The organism is Tsukamurella sp. 1534 (assembly GCF_000312385.1).
In the GTDB taxonomy this organism is placed as follows: domain Bacteria; phylum Actinomycetota; class Actinomycetes; order Mycobacteriales; family Mycobacteriaceae; genus Tsukamurella.
This window is the reverse complement of the sequence record NZ_HE997627.1, coordinates 738,791-753,357: the sequence shown is the minus strand read 5'-3', so window position 1 is coordinate 753,357 and position 14,567 is coordinate 738,791. Positions and strand designations below refer to the sequence as shown.

Annotated in this window: 12 protein-coding genes; 9 read left to right on the top strand and 3 right to left on the bottom strand. The window is 71.9% G+C overall.

Annotated elements, in window-relative coordinates; genetic code table 11:
* Positions 1 to 54: 54 nt before the first annotated feature.
* A complete protein-coding gene (locus BN39_RS15955; protein WP_019203436.1) occupies positions 55 to 423 on the bottom strand; it encodes an ion channel in 369 nt (122 codons plus the stop codon).
* A gap of 67 nt (positions 424 to 490) precedes the next feature.
* Here BN39_RS15955 and BN39_RS15950 point away from each other — a divergent pair, with 67 nt between their 5' ends.
* From BN39_RS15950 to BN39_RS15925, 6 genes are all read left to right on the top strand, one after another.
* Positions 491 to 1,222, top strand: coding sequence for an SDR family NAD(P)-dependent oxidoreductase (locus BN39_RS15950; protein WP_040768504.1), 732 nt, complete (start codon positions 491 to 493; stop codon positions 1,220 to 1,222).
* An 88-nt stretch (positions 1,223 to 1,310) separates the two neighbouring features.
* Positions 1,311 to 3,149: a penicillin-binding transpeptidase domain-containing protein gene (locus BN39_RS15945; protein ID WP_019203434.1), complete on the top strand. Its 1,839-nt coding sequence runs from the start codon at positions 1,311 to 1,313 to the stop codon at positions 3,147 to 3,149.
* A 266-nt stretch (positions 3,150 to 3,415) separates the two neighbouring features.
* Positions 3,416 to 4,222: a hypothetical protein gene (locus tag BN39_RS15940; protein ID WP_051159028.1), complete on the top strand. Its 807-nt coding sequence runs from the start codon at positions 3,416 to 3,418 to the stop codon at positions 4,220 to 4,222.
* Between the two features lie 451 nt (positions 4,223 to 4,673).
* A complete protein-coding gene (gene map, locus BN39_RS15935; RefSeq protein ID WP_019203432.1) occupies positions 4,674 to 5,543 on the top strand; it encodes a type I methionyl aminopeptidase in 870 nt (289 codons plus the stop codon).
* Between the two features lie 10 nt (positions 5,544 to 5,553).
* A complete protein-coding gene (locus BN39_RS15930) occupies positions 5,554 to 7,077 on the top strand; it encodes a cobyric acid synthase (protein WP_019203431.1) in 1,524 nt (507 codons plus the stop codon).
* Positions 7,078 to 7,094: 17 nt separating this feature from the next.
* Positions 7,095 to 7,922 (top strand): alpha/beta fold hydrolase, encoded by an 828-nt coding sequence (locus BN39_RS15925; protein WP_040768503.1) that lies wholly within the window; start codon positions 7,095 to 7,097, stop codon positions 7,920 to 7,922.
* A 212-nt stretch (positions 7,923 to 8,134) separates the two neighbouring features.
* Here BN39_RS15925 and BN39_RS15920 read toward each other — a convergent pair whose 3' ends face one another.
* Positions 8,135 to 9,550 carry a mycothione reductase gene (locus BN39_RS15920; RefSeq protein ID WP_019203428.1) on the bottom strand — a complete coding sequence of 472 codons (1,416 nt, stop codon included), beginning with the start codon at positions 9,548 to 9,550 and terminating at the stop codon, positions 8,135 to 8,137.
* An 11-nt stretch (positions 9,551 to 9,561) separates the two neighbouring features.
* Positions 9,562 to 10,554, bottom strand: a complete 993-nt coding sequence (locus BN39_RS15915) for an alpha/beta hydrolase (RefSeq protein ID WP_019203427.1) — start codon at positions 10,552 to 10,554, stop codon at positions 9,562 to 9,564.
* A gap of 128 nt (positions 10,555 to 10,682) precedes the next feature.
* On the opposite strand from BN39_RS15915, the gene mqo reads away from it, so the two are divergent.
* The 3 genes from mqo to BN39_RS15900 are packed head-to-tail and all read left to right on the top strand — an operon-like array spanning position 10,683 to position 14,495.
* Positions 10,683 to 12,182 carry a malate dehydrogenase (quinone) gene (gene mqo / locus BN39_RS15910; RefSeq protein ID WP_019203426.1) on the top strand — a complete coding sequence of 500 codons (1,500 nt, stop codon included), beginning with the start codon at positions 10,683 to 10,685 and terminating at the stop codon, positions 12,180 to 12,182.
* Between the two features lie 4 nt (positions 12,183 to 12,186).
* Positions 12,187 to 12,627 (top strand): GNAT family N-acetyltransferase, encoded by a 441-nt coding sequence (locus BN39_RS15905; RefSeq protein ID WP_019203425.1) that lies wholly within the window; start codon positions 12,187 to 12,189, stop codon positions 12,625 to 12,627.
* Positions 12,624 to 14,495: a VWA domain-containing protein gene (locus tag BN39_RS15900; protein ID WP_019203424.1), complete on the top strand. Its 1,872-nt coding sequence runs from the start codon at positions 12,624 to 12,626 to the stop codon at positions 14,493 to 14,495. Before BN39_RS15905 ends, BN39_RS15900 begins: the two co-directional genes overlap by 4 nt.
* Positions 14,496 to 14,567: the final 72 nt, after the last annotated feature.

The window sequence follows — 14,567 nt, the reverse complement described above, 5'->3', positions numbered from 1 at the left end:
TCCGGCTGATCGGATCCGGCCCGATCGGAACCGGCCCGATGACTCCCGTCCGGATCAGTCGCCGGAATCGCCGGACTTCTTGCCGCGCCCCGCGATCCGGTCCGCGTTGTTCTTGATCACCGCGTTCGCCAGGCCCGCGCCGACGGTGACGAACAGACCCACCACGAGCAGCGCGTAGATCATGGTGAACACCTTGGAGATGGCCATCGTCGGGCTCACCGAGCTGCCGCCCATCGGCAGGCCCGCGGAGACCGCGAAGTACAGCGAGTCGAGCACGGACCAGTGTTCGGTCAGCGTGTAGAAGAGCGTTGCGGCGAACACGATGACGAGCAGGCTCACCACGGCGCCGCGGAACGCCGGGTCCCGCCTGCCCGTGGTCAGCGCGGAGACGAATCGTTTGATCATGAGCGTGAGGCCGATCATCGTCGGAGCGTATCCGCTGCCGCCCGAGCCCGCGCCGCAGACCGTTCCGGGTGCGTACTGTGGGCCCATGAACTCGGACGTCGCCGCGCTGTTCGACCTCACGGGCCGCACGGCGCTGGTCACCGGCGCGAGTTCCGGCATCGGGGCCGCCATCGCCGACGCGCTCGACGGTGCCGGTGCGCGCGTGCTGCGGGCCGGCCGGGACCGCGGCCGGCTCGGCCCCGACGGGATCAGCGCCGATCTCGCCCGCGGAACCGACGAGCTGATCGCGGAGGTCGACGCCCGCACGGACACCGTCGACATCCTGGTGAACTGCGCCGGGACGAACCCGCGTCCGCCGCTCGCGGAGATCGACGACGCCCTGTACCGCGAGATCCTCGCGGTGAACCTCGACGCGCCGTTCACGCTGGGGCAGCACTACGGGCCGCGCATGGTCGCCCGCGGCTGGGGCCGGATCATCAACGTCGCGTCGACGCAGGCGCAGCGGGCGTTCGGCAACAGCGGCGCGTACGGCGTCGCCAAGGCCGGCGTCGCGGGGCTGAGCCGGAGCCAATCGGAGGCGTGGGCGTCGCACGGCGTGACCGCCAATTCGATCACGCCCGGCCTGGTGGCGACGCCGATGACCGCCGCCGTCCTCGCCGACGCGGAGCGGGCCGCGTACTTCCGCCGTCGAGCCCACACCGGGACCCTCGGCGCGCCCGAGGATTTCGCGGCCGTCGCGGTGTTCCTCGCGGGGGCGGGATCGCGGTTCGTCACGGGCCAGAACATCTGCGTCGACGGTGGCCTCTCGGTCACCTGACCCGGCCCGAATCGGTCACTTCCGCCTCAGTCGTCACAGCGCAGCGCGGCAACCGGGCGGCGGCCCCGGCGCGTCGTAGCCTGGCCGCGTGAAGAACCTGCGCGTCCGCTCGATCGCGATCCTCGCCGTGCTGGCGATGGTCGCGCCGGTGGCGTGCTCGTCGGAGAACACGAACGGCCCGGGGCCGGTGGCGGTCCGGTTCGGAGCGGCCCTCGCGGACAAGGACTTCGACGCCGCGGCGGGCCTCACCACGTCGCCCGAGACGGCCGAGGCGTCGCTGCGGAGCGCTTTCGAGCGTCTCCAGGCGCGCGGCGTGACACTCAAGATCGGCCAGGTGCGGACCACCGGCGCCACGAGCGACGTCGACTACGCGTACGAGTGGGACCTGCCCGCGGAGCAGGGGCGGTCCAGCCGCACCTGGGAGTACGAGGGCACGTTCACCACCGTCCAGGAGAACGGGCAGTGGAAGGTGCGGTGGGCCCCCGCCGTCCTGCATCCGCGTCTCGGAGCCAACCAGACCATGGTGCTGCGCGCCCTGCCCGCGCCCAAGGCCCCGGTGAACTCCGCGTCCGGCGGCTCCGTCCTGGTACCGGGGGTGGTGAACCGGATCCGCCTCGACCCCACCAAGGTGACCGCGCCCACGACGGTGCTCGACGTGGCGGGGCAGCTCACCCGGGCGCTGCAGCCGATCGTCCCCGACCTCGATCCGGTGCAGATCACGGAGCAGGCCACATCGCTCGGCGCCCCCTACGTGGTCGCGTCGGTGAACCAGGACGACCTCCGCAAGCTCCCCGGTGATCTCACGTCACTGCCGGGCGTCACCCTCATCGAGCAGGCCGATCTGGTGCCGACCGACCGCACCTTCGCTCCGGCGCTGATGTCGTCGATCAAGAAGAACGTGGAGGGCGACCTGGACGGCAAGGACGGCTGGGAGGTGGTGGCGGAGGCGGACACCGGTGCGCAGGTCACCACGCTGGCGTCCACTGCGCCGCAGCCCGCCCCGTCGGTCAAGGTGAGCATCTCGCCGATCGCCCAGGCGGCGGCGCAGGCCGCCGTCGACACCCGGCGCGACAAGCAGGCGATGATGGTGGTGATCCAGCCGTCCACGGGCGACGTGCTCGCCGTGGCGCAGAACCCGGAGGCCGACAAGCTGGGCTCGCTCGCCACGTCGGGCCTGTACCCGCCCGGCTCGACGGGCAAGATCGTCACGGCCACCGCGGCGATGTCCACCGGCCTCGCGACCCCGCAGACCATCGTCCCGTGTCCCGGCACGCTCACGATCGGCGAACGAGAAGTGCCGAACTACAACAGGTTCGCACTCGGTGACGTCACGATGCAGCGGGCGTTCGCGCGGTCCTGCAACACCAGCTTCGCGTTCCTCGGCTCCAAGATGCCGTTCGATGCGCTGCCCACCGCCGCCAAGGAACTCGGCATCGGCCCGGAGTACTGGATCCCCGGGCTACCGGTGTCCTCGGGCGGGTACCCCACGCCGAAGGCGTTGGTGAACCAGGTGGAGGACAGCTTCGGCCAGGGGCAGGTGCTCGTGAGCCCGTTCTCGATGGCCCTCGCCACCGCGGCCGTCGCGAAGGGCGGCGCGGTCACCCCGCAACTGCTGCAGGGCAAGCCCACCACGGTGACCGGCGACCGTCCGCCGCTCGACCCCAAGGCCGTCGACGGGCTCCGCGCGATGATGCGCGAGGTGGTCGCCTCCGGTACCGCCGAGTTGATCCGGGGGGCCGGCGACATCCTCGGCAAGACCGGTGAAGCGGAGGTCGACGGTGGCTCGCACGCCTGGTTCGTCGGCTACCGCGGCGACCTCGCGTTCGCCACGATGGTGGTCCTCGGCGGCAGCTCCGACAACGCCGTCGGGGTGACCAAGGCGTTCTTCGACCGCTACGACGCCCCGGTCGGCGCCACCCCCAGCTGACCGCGTGCCCCGGCGTTTCGTACCGACCGTCCCACCAGCAGCTCTGACCACACTGCGCCCCGCATTCCCGCGACACCGAGCCGCTCCCGCGATCATGAATCGTTCCCGCGATCGGGTCGTGGGGTTCCCGCGATCGTGAGCTGTTCCCGCGATCACCATGGTGATCGCGGGAACAGGTCGGTGTCGCGGGAAGCGGGGCGGGTGGTAGCCGCGCGGACTTGTCGGAGGGTTCTGCGAGGATCGCTGACACCTTGGGGGAGGTAGTCGTGAATCAGGAGAATCGGGATCCTCATGCGTCGCCGGATCCGGCGCGCGAACTCCGCACGCGCGCGCAGCTTCGTGCGATCGGGCGCGGGGACGCCGAGATCCGGGCGTACACGGATGCGCATCGTCTGGTCCGGGTGTGGCCGGGCCGCTACCGCGCCGCCGGACCGTTGCCCGCGGAGGAGGAGTTCCTGCTGATGGCGCGGGCCGCCGCCGAGAACTCCGGCGTCGGGCTGGTGCTCAGTCACGGTGCGGCCGCGGTGCTGCACGGGCTCGAGACACTCCATCCGGACTACGACTCGGTGGACTTCACCGCGCCGGGGAGAAGCGGGGGCCGCCGGTCGGGACGGCGACGCGTGCACATGCGGCGGCTCGACGCCGAGGACGTCGCGGTGGTCGAGGGTTTGGCGTGCACCGCGATCGCGCGGACGGCTCTGGACCTGGTGTTGGCCGGCACCTACGAGCAGGGGATCTGTGTTCTCGATTCGGCGCGCCGCCTCGGCGTGCCGCAGGAGGACCTCGTGGCTGCGGCGGCCCGGCTCGGGCGGCGCAACGGCGCCGACCTGCTGCGCGCGGTGCTGCCACGGGCGTCCGCCCTGCCGCAGTCGCTCGGAGAGTCCTACAGCCGCGCGCTGATGCACAAGTGGCCCGAGATCCCGGAGCCGGCGCTGCAGCGCGAGTTCCGCGGCGAGACGGGCGAGCTGCTCTGCGTTCCGGACTTCGAATGGCGCGGCGTCGTGGCGGGGGGAGTTCGACGGAGAGTCCAAGTACTCCAACGGCGCCACGGCGGAGGGGCAGTCCAACCGTGACGAGCTGCTCTCGGAACTCGGAATGAAGACCACGCACTGGAGGTGGAAGCACTGCCTCACGCCGGCGTTGTTGCGCGGCAAGCTGCGTCGTTCCCTCGGTACTGCCGGGCTGCTGATCGAGGTCGCGTGATCGACGCCGCGTGAGCGGCGGTCCGCTTCCCGCGATTGTGAGCCGTTCCCGCGATCATGAATCGTTCCCGCGATCGGGCACTGGGGTTCCCGCGATCGTGAGCTGTTCTCGCGATCACCATGGCGATCGCGGGAACGGCTCGGTGTCGCGGGAAGCGGGCGGGAGGTGCCGCGTGCTGTCGCGTGGACGTGTCGGCGGCTGAAGCGGGGGCAGGTGGAAGCGGGGGCGGGCAGAAGCGGGGGCGGGCGCAGGAACGACGGGGCGCCGGGCTGAGCGGGCCGCAAGGGAGGCGCGCGGGCGCGCGGCGGATAGGCTGGGCGGATGACGCGCGCAGCACTGACCCCCGGCACCGTCGCGCCCCGGCTGGCGGTTCCCTCCCAGATCGAGCGCCCCGAGTACGTCGACAAGAAGTCGGCGAACGAGGGGAACGAACCGTGGGTGCAGACCCCGGAGACGATCGAGAAGATGCGCCTCGCCTCGCGGATCGCCGCGGACGCGCTGCAGGCCGCCGGCGCGGAGGTGCGGCCCGGCGTGACCACCGATCACCTCGACCGGGTGGCGCACGAGTACATGATCGATCACGGGGCGTATCCGTCGACGCTGGGCTACCGGGGCTTCCCCAAGAGCTGCTGCACCTCCCTCAACGAGGTGATCTGTCACGGCATCCCGGACAACACCGTGATCGAGGACGGCGACATCGTCAACATCGACGTGACCGCCTACATCGACGGGGTGCACGGCGACACCAACGCGACCTTCCTCGCCGGCGACGTCTCCGAGGAGCACCGCCTGCTCGTGGAGCGCACGCACAACGCCACGATGCGCGCGATCAAGGCGGTGAAGCCCGGGCGCGAGCTCAACGTGGTGGGCCGCGTCATCGAGGCGTACGCGAATCGCTTCGGCTACACCGTTGTCCGCGATTTCACCGGCCACGGCATCGGCGAGACCTTCCACAACGGCCTGGTGGTGCTGCACTACGACGAGCCGAACGTGGACACGGTGCTGGAGACCGGGATGGTGTTCACGATTGAGCCGATGATCAACCTGGGCGGACTCGACTACGAGATCTGGTCCGACGGGTGGACGGTGGCCACCACGGACAGGAAGTGGACGGCGCAGTTCGAGCACACCCTGGTGGTGACGGAGGACGGCGCCGAGATCCTCACCCTCCCCAGCGATTCGGCTTCGTAAGCCGGGCGACGTGCACGGCGCCCTCCTCATCGCCGGCGCGACCAGCGACGCCGGGAAGTCCACGGTCACCGCCGGGCTCTGCCGACTGCTGGCCCGCCGGGGCGTGCGGGTGGCGCCGTTCAAGGCGCAGAACATGTCCAACAACTCCGTCGCCACCGTCGAACGCGACGGGACGTCGGGGGAGATCGGCCGCGCGCAGGCGACGCAGGCGCTCGCCTGCGGGCTGGCGCCGAGCACGCGGTTCAACCCGGTCCTGCTCAAGCCCGGCGGCGACCGCCGCTCCCAGCTGGTGCTGCACGGCCGCGCCGTCGGCGACGTGGGCGCCCGGGACTACGTCGAGCGCCGCCGGTGGCTGCTCGACGAGGTGACCGCCGGCCTGCGCCGTCTGCGCGACGAGTTCGACGTGGTGCTGTGCGAGGGAGCCGGCAGCCCCGCCGAGATCAACCTGCGCGCCACCGACATCGCCAATATGGGGCTCGCCGAGGCCGCGGATCTGCCCGTGATCGTGGTCGGCGACATCGACCGCGGGGGAGTGCTCGCGCACCTCGCGGGCACCGTCGCCGTCCTCGCACCGGAGGATCAGCGCCGCGTCTACGGCTACCTGATCAACCGGTTCCGCGGCGACCCGTCGATCCTGGAACCCGGCCTGGCGCAGCTGGAACGGCTCACCGGACGACCGACACTCGGCGTCCTGCCCTACCTGCGCGACCTGTGGCTCGACGCCGAGGACTCGCTCGCCGCGCTCGGTACCGACCTCGTGGGCAGGGGAGCGAGCCGCCCCGACGCCCTGCAGGTGGCCGCGATCGCCCTGCCGCGAGTCTCCAACACCACCGACGTCGAGGCCCTCGCGTGCGAGCCGGGGCTCACCGTCCGGTGGACCATCCGCCCCGCCGACGTGGCCGCCGCCGATCTGGTGATCCTCCCCGGCACCAAGGCCACCGTCGCCGACCTCGCCTGGCTCCGCCGGACGGGCCTCGCCGACGCCCTCGTGGCCAGGGCCGCGGCGGGCCGGCCGCTCGTGGGGATCTGCGGCGGCTACCAGATGCTCGGCCGCGGCATCGCCGACCCGCACGGCGCGGAGGCCCCGGCCGGCACGCGCATCGACGGTCTCGGCGTGCTCGATCTCGACGTGGAGTTCGCGGCCGACAAGTGTGTGCGGAACGTCACCGGAACGGGTTTCGGGGCGCCCGCATCGGGCTACGAGATCCACCACGGCACCGTCGTCCGGACCGCGGAGCAGCCGTTTCTCGCCGGACCGGACGGCCCCGAGGGCGCGGCCCGCGGCGCGACCTACGGCACCCACTGGCACGGCCTGTTCGGGGCCGACGAGTTCCGCCGCGCCTTCCTCGCGCGCACCTTCCCCGGGTTCGCCCCGGGGCCCGAGATCAGTTACGACGGTGCGCGGCTCGCCCAGTTGGACACCGTGGCCGACGCCCTCGAGGAGCACTGCGATCTCGACGCGTTGATGAATCCTTTGCGATCGCCGGGCGTGTTTTCGCCGATCCTGCCGTCCCTGCGCATCGTGGCCTACTAGCGTTAGTGTCCATGCCGATGGATTCAGCACACACGGAGCAAGTGCCCGCGGGTTCGTGGACATTCGACGTGTCGATCGGGGGGCCCGAGCACGGCGTTCCCGTGTTGTTGCTGCACGGATTCCCGCAGACCGAGGAGTGTTTCGACCTGGTCCGCGAGCGGCTGCACGAGGCGGGCCTGCGCACCATCGCCCCCCGGCAGCGCGGCTACAGCGCGGGTGCCCGCCCCACGGGGGTGGACGCGTACACGATGAAGCAGTTGGCGGAGGACGCCGCGGGGATCCTCGACGGGCTCGACGTGCCGTACGCCCACCTGGTGGGGCACGGCCTCGGCGCGACCGTCGCATGGCATTTCGCGGCGCAGTACCCGCTGCGCGCCATGAGCCTCACCGCGGTCTCGTTCGGGCACCCGTCGGCGTTCGGCGCGGCGATGGAGACCGACGAGGATCAGCGGCAGCGCTCGCGCTACCTGGATCTGTTCATGCGCGCCGGCGCCGCGGAGCAGTCGCTGCTCGACAACGACGCACGCACGCTGCTGGCCACCGCCCCGGGCGGCGGGATCGAGGCGCTGGCCAACGAGTCCGCGCTGACCGCGGGGCTCAACTGGTACCGGGCGAACATGGTGCCCGGCGGGGAGGGCTTCGACTGTCCCGCGATCGAGGTTCCCACCACGCTGGTGTGGGGCGCCCGGGATCCGATCGCGGGGCCGACCCAGGCCAAGGGCACCGGTAGGTTCCTCCGGGCCGACTACCGGCTCAGCGAGGTGCCCGACGGTGACCACTGGCTCCCGCTGCGCGCACCGGCGGCCCTCGCCTCGGAGATCGCGCTGCGGACGCTCCGGAACTGACCGCGCTGAGCGTCCGCGCGGCGCCAACCGGCCGCGCGGCGGCGCGGCGGCGCGACCGGTTCGCGGGCGGCGCGGTTACGTGTCGGAGCCGCAGGTGCAGTCGTCGCCGCACGAGCAGTTCTCGCACGTGCAGTTCGGGTTGGAGCAGCCGGCGGGCGCGATCAAATCATTGTGAATCATGCATATGACTGTACCCGGCGCGGCCGCGCCGGTCAGCGGTCTTCCGACACTCCCAGTAGGGCGTTCTCCACCAGCTCCGGAAGCGCCGGGTGGATCCAGTACTGACCCCGCGCGAACTCGCGGGCGGGGATGGAGAACGACATCGCGGTGATCGCCGACTGGATCAGTGCGGACGCCTGGTACCCCACGATGTGCGCGCCCACCAGGAGCCCCGTCGCGCGGTCGGCGATCAGCTTGCACACGCCCTCCGGCTCGTCCATGGCCCAGCCGTACGCGATGTCGGCGTACCGCTGCTCCGCCACGGCCACGTCGATGCCCTGGGCCCGGGCCCGCGCCTCGGTCAGGCCGACCGACGCCACCTGCGGGCGGGTGAACACCGCGCCCGGCACGTACCGGTGGTCGGTGGTGGCCGACGGGGTGTCCCATCCGGCCAGCAGGTTCTCCTGCACCACCCGCGCCTCGTGATTGGCCACGTGTTTGAGCAGGTACGGCGAGCTCACGTCGCCCAGTGCCCACACGCCGCGCACGGGGGTCCGCTGGTGCTCGTCGACCGGGACCCGGCCGTCCTCCAGCTCGATCCCGATCGCCGACGTGGCGAGGGTGTCGCCGTTCGGGGTGCGGCCCGTCGCGACCAGCAGGACGTCGCCGGTCACCGTCGACCCGTCCGTGAGGTCGACCTCCACCCCGTCGCCGACGGTGCGCGCCCCGGTCACCTCGGTGCCCAGGCGCACGTCCCAGCGCTCGGAGGCGACGGACGTGAACAGCTCGGAGATCGTGTCGTCCTGGCTGCGCAGCAGCCGGGGGCCACGGGCCACGACGGTGACCTCCGCGCCGAGCCCGGCGAACACGTGCGTGAACTCCGCGGCGATGTAGCCGCTGCCCACCACGATCACCCGGCCCGGGAGGTCCTCGAGCCGCATGATGGTGTCGTTGGTGTGGAACGGGACCCCGGAATCGGCGATCACCGGCGGGATCACCGCGCGGGAGCCGGCCGCGAGCACCACGTCCCGTCCGGCGACGACGGTGCCGTCGGCCAACTCGAGCCGGTGCAGGCCGTCGGCGGGGCCCGACGCGGGCGCGGGCAGGAACCACCCCTCCTGCTGGAACACCGTGATGTTCGGGCAGTCCTGCACCCGGTAGCGCAGCCCGCCCGCGGCGTACCGGTCGATGCGGCCGAACACCCGGTTCCGGATATCCGGCCACCGGGTCCGGGTCACGTCGGCGTCCACGCCGACCGGCCCGGCCTCACGGGCCTCGTCGGCGACATCGGCCGGCCAGACGAACATCTTGGTCGGGATGCACCCCACGTTGAGGCAGGTGCCGCCGTAGGCGCCGTTCGCCTGCCCCTTGTCGATGATCGCGATGGACCTGTCGTCGAAGCGCTCGTCCGGGATGGTGTTACCGCTCCCGGATCCCACGATGACGAGGTCGAAAACCTGCTCCGTCACGACGGCCTCCTCTAGTGCTCGATCTCGCGGGCCAGCCAGCCGGCGAGCTCCGCGTACGCGGCCTTGCGCGCGGGCTCCTCGGAGAGGAACACGTCGTGCTTCGCGTCCGCGATGGGTACCACCGTGAGCCGGTTCCCCAGGGCCCCCGCCCACTTCGCGATCTGCCGGGTGTCGAGCACCACGTCGGCACGGCCCGCCTCGGGGCTGTAGGACTTGGGGGCGAAGCTCTTCGTGGAGCGCAGCACGAGCGACGGGACGCCCACGTCGAGGCCGCGGTGCAGCAGGCTGTGCGCCACCCGCACCGCGCGCAGCCAGCCGAACCGCACAGGGAAGCCCTCGATCGGTTTGATCGTGGTGTCGAACTCGAACTCGCCCTGCTCGCTCACGTGGATCGACTGGCCGTACACGCCGACCGCCTCCACTGGGACGATGCGGGTGCCCACGGCCTTGCCGATGAGCTTCACCACCGGGGTCGCGACCTCGCGCAGGACCGCGGAGCCCTGCAGGTCGAACCACGGGCTGTCGAGCACCAGCCCCACCACCGGGGCGGTGCGGCCCTGTTGCCGGCGGCGGTCCAGCCACAGCGGCGTGATGAGGCCGCCGGTGGAGTGTGCGGCCACGACCACCCCGAGGCCGGGGTGGTCCGCGGCGATCGCGTCGAGCGCGAGGTCGAGCTCGGTGTCGTAGACCGTGAAATCGGTCGCGTAGTGCGCCGACTGCCCGTCGCGGAGGGACCGGCCCGACTTCCGGAGATCGAGCGCGTAGAACGCGTAGCCCCGCTCGGCGAAGAACTCCGCGATCGCGGTCTGGAAGAAGTAGTCGGAGAATCCGTGAACCCACAGCACGGCGTGGTGCGGATCGCCGGGGCCCGCGACGTGCTTCACCAGCGTCGCCGCGATGTCGCCGCCGGGCTCGCCGTCCGGGTCGGGGCCCAGGTCGAAGGTGTGCGCGACGTAATCGTCGCCGAGGATGTCGGGGGAGTAGGTCAGCTCAGTGGTCGCCACGGCTTCACTGTAGTGAGAACAACCACCCCGGTGTGCCGCACATCCGCCGGATACCCCAGAGTAAGGTTCTGGCCCAGAAGAGGGCCCGACGCCGGAGTCCTGCCACACCTCGAGGAGTGAATAGCCTGATGGCCCGTAACGTGATCACCACGGACGTCGCGCTCGTCGGAGCCGGGATCATGAGCGCTACGCTCGGCACCCTGATCCGCAAGCTGGAGCCGAGCTGGTCGGTGAGCGTCTTCGAGTCGCTCGACGCCGCCGGCGCCGAATCCTCCGACCCGTGGAACAACGCGGGCACCGGTCACTCCGCCCTCTGCGAGCTGAACTACACGCCGCAGCAGGCCGACGGTTCGGTCGACGTCTCCAAGGCGATCACGATCAACGAGCAGTTCCAGGTGTCCCGCCAGTTCTGGGCGTACGCCGTGGACGCGGGCGTGATGGACGACCCCTCCGACTTCATCAACCCCATCCCGCACGCCAGCTTCGTGCACGGCGCCGACAACGTCGAGTACTTGCGCAAGCGCTACGACGCGCTCTCGCACCAGACGCTGTTCGAGGGCATGGAGTACTTCACCGACCCGGCCACGTTCAGCGAGCGGCTGCCGATCATGGCCGCGGGCCGCAACTTCGGCGACCCCGTCGCCGTGAACTGGTTCGAGGGCGGCACCGACGTCGACTTCGGTTCGCTGACCAAGAAGCTGATCAATTTCGTCGGCAAGGGCGGCAGCGTCCACTTCGGCACCAAGGTCACCGACCTGAAGAAGCAGAAGGGCGGAGGCTGGCGCCTCACCATCAAGAACCTGCGCACCAACGAGATCAGCCACGTCGACGCGCGCTTCGTGTTCGTCGGCGCGGGCGGCGGCGCACTGCCCCTGCTGCAGAAGTCGGGCATCAAGGAGGCCAAGGGATTCGGCGGATTCCCCGTGTCCGGCCAGTTCTTCCGGTGCAGCAACCCCGAGCTCATCGATCACCACGCCGCCAAGGTGTACGGCAAGGCTCCCACCGGCGCCCCGCCGATGTCGGTGCCGCACCTCGACACCCGCGTCATCGGCGGCAACAAGGGCCTGCTGTTCGGCCCCTACGCCGGCTTCTCGCCCAAGTTCCTCAAGGCCGGCAAGTACACCGACCTGCCGCTGTCGGTGAAGCCCAACAACATCGTCCCGATGATGGCCGTGGGCCTCAAGGAGATGGGCCTCACCAAGTACCTCATCGGTGAGCTGACGCAGACCCCGGCGGACCGCGTGCACACGCTGTCGGAGTTCGTGCCCCGCGCCGACGGTCACGACTGGGAGCTGATCACCGCCGGCCAGCGCGTGCAGGTCATCCGCAAGGGCAAGGGCGGCGGCAACCTCGAGTTCGGCACCGCGGTCATCGCCGCGGAGCAGGATCAGATCGCCGGCCTGCTGGGCGCCTCGCCCGGCGCCTCCACCGCCGTCCCGGCGATGCTCGACGTGCTCGGCAAGTGCTTCCCGAAGCACATGCAGGCCTGGAAGCCGTTGCTGCAGGAGATGATCCCGTCGTACGGCACCACGCTCAACGACAACAAGAAGCTGTACACGCAGGTCTGGGACTGGACCAACCGTACGCTGCAGCTGGCCCCCGGCGTCGGGGCCGACGCGCAGGCCTGATCCCGTGCAGCGCGCCGCCGGCGACGAGCTCGACGCGACGACGCTCTACGCGCTGCTGAAACTGCGCGCGGAGGTGTTCATCTCCGAGCAGCGGAGCCCGTGGCTCGATGTGGACGGGCGCGACCTCGCCCCGTCGACGATCCACTTCTGGCACACCGACCCCGATGCACCGGGGATAGGCCTGGTGGCGACGGTCCGGGTGACCGACGAAGGGCCGGGCGCGGCCGCCATCGGGCGTGTGTGCGCGGCCCCGTCGCACCGGGGCACCGGACTGATCGGGACGCTCATGGCCGCCGCGCTCGACGAGGTGGCCGGCCGCCGCTGCTTGCTCGAGGCGCAATCGCATCTCGCGCCGATGTACGCGAAGTACGGGTTCGCCGTCACCGGAGACGAATTCGTCGAGGACGGCATCCCCCACGTTCCCATGGAGAGGCCCGCGACGTGACGGACACGCACGAGAGGTTCCCGTTCAGCGCCGTGGTCGGTCACGACCGGCTGCGCCTGGCCCTGACGCTGTGCGCCATCGCCCCCGCTGTGGGCGGCGTGCTCGTGCGCGGGGAGAAGGGGACCGCGAAATCGACTGCGGCGCGCGCCCTCACGCCGCTGCTCCCACCCCGCCCCGACGGGGCGCCCGCCGGGCTCGTCGAGCTGCCGATCGGCGCCACCGAGGACAGGGTGGTGGGCTCGCTCGACCTGCACCGCGTGCTCGGCGACGGCGAGGTGGCGTTCACGCCCGGCCTGCTCGCCGACGCGCACGGCGGGATCCTCTACGTGGACGAGGTGAACCTGCTCTCCGATCACCTCGTGGACGTGCTGCTGGACGCCGCCGCGATGGGCAGGGTCACGGTGGAGCGCGACGGCATCTCCCGCGCCTATCCGGCGCGGTTCGTGTTGGTGGGCACCATGAACCCCGAGGAGGGCGAGCTGCGCCCGCAGTTGCTGGACCGGTTCGGCCTCGCGGTCGACATCGCCGCCAGCCGCGAGGTGGACACCCGCGTCGAGGTGATGCGCCGCCGCCTCGCGTTCGAGGCCGACCCCGCCGGATTCGCCGCCCGCTACGCCGACGCCGACGCCGACCTCGCCCGGCGGATCGCCGCAGCCCGGGACAGGCTCCCGGCGGTGACGCTGCCCGACGCCGAGCTGCGCCGGATCGCCGCGGTGTGCGCGGCCTTCGATGTGGACGGCATGCGCGCCGATCTGGTGATCGCCCGGGCCGCCACGGCGCACGCCGCGTGGCGCGGCGCCGCCGAGGTCACCGAGGACGACGTGCGGGTGGCCGCGGAACTGGCTCTGCCGCACCGCAAACGCCGGGACCCGTTCGACGAGCCCGGCGTCGACGACCAGGAGCTCGACCGCGCCTTCGACGACGCCCGGGACGACGACCCCGGGCCGCCGCCGGACGGCGAGCCGGAACCCGAGCCCGAACCCGATCCCGACGGCCCCGGCGGTGGGGACGCCGCGGAACCTCCTGCGGAGCGCTCCGATCCGGGCGATCAGCGGCCCTCCGAAGGGGCGCCGCTGCCCACCGGAAGCAGCAGCACCGTCGCCAAGCTCACCGTGCCCGGCCTCGGCACCGGCGGGGCCGCGGGGCGCCGCTCGAAGGCCCGGTCCGACCGCGGCAGCGTGGTGCGGGCGGCGCCCGCGGGCACCGGGGCCGGGCTGCACCTGCTCGCCACCCTCCGCGCCGCCGCGCCCAGCCAGATCGCGCGGGGCCGCACCACCGGGCCCCTCCGGCTCGGGCCCGAGGACCTGCGCGCCCCGGTCCGCGAGGCCACCGAGGGGAACCTCGTGGTGTTCGTGGTGGACCTCTCGGGCTCGATGGCCGCCCGGGAACGCCTCGCGCTGGTCGGCGAGGCCGCCGTCTCGCTGCTCCGTGACGCCTACCAGCGGCGCGACAAGGTGGCGGTGATCGGCTTCCGCGGCGCCGAGGCCACGCTCCTTGTACCGCCCACCCGCAGCGTCGATCTCGCGGTCGCGCGGCTCGCCCGTGCCCGCACCGGCGGCCGCACCCCGCTGGCCGAGGGGATCCTCGAGGCGCGCCGCCTGCTGCGCCGCGAGGAGCTGCGCCCGGACGCGCGCCGCCCGCTCGTCGTGCTGCTCACCGACGGCCGCGCCACGTCGGGCCGGGACCCGTTGCCGAGGGCGATCGCCGCCGCGGCCGGCCTGCACGCGGACGGCCGCGCCGCCGTGGTGGTGGACTGCGAGACATCGATGGTGCGGCTGGGCCTGGCCGCGAAGATCGCCGCGGCGCTGGGGGCGGAACGGATCCCGCTGTCCGGCCTCAGCCCCCAGGAGCTGGCCCGCGTCGCCTGACGCGTTCCGAACCTCGGGTCCAGCGGCCACGCGAGGCAGAATCGTGCCGTGGAGGCCCGGAAAACCCGCAAC

Excerpts from the sequence above, each read along its gene's own strand:
- BN39_RS15955 (WP_019203436.1), bottom strand. The coding sequence starts at position 423 with ATGATCGGCCTCACGCTCATGATCAAACGATTCGTCTCCGCGCTGACC.
- BN39_RS15950 (WP_040768504.1), top strand. The coding sequence starts at position 491 with ATGAACTCGGACGTCGCCGCGCTGTTCGACCTCACGGGCCGCACGGCG.
- map (WP_019203432.1), top strand. The coding sequence starts at position 4,674 with ATGACGCGCGCAGCACTGACCCCCGGCACCGTCGCGCCCCGGCTGGCG.
- BN39_RS15925 (WP_040768503.1), top strand. The coding sequence starts at position 7,095 with ATGGATTCAGCACACACGGAGCAAGTGCCCGCGGGTTCGTGGACATTC.
- mqo (WP_019203426.1), top strand. The coding sequence starts at position 10,683 with ATGGCCCGTAACGTGATCACCACGGACGTCGCGCTCGTCGGAGCCGGG.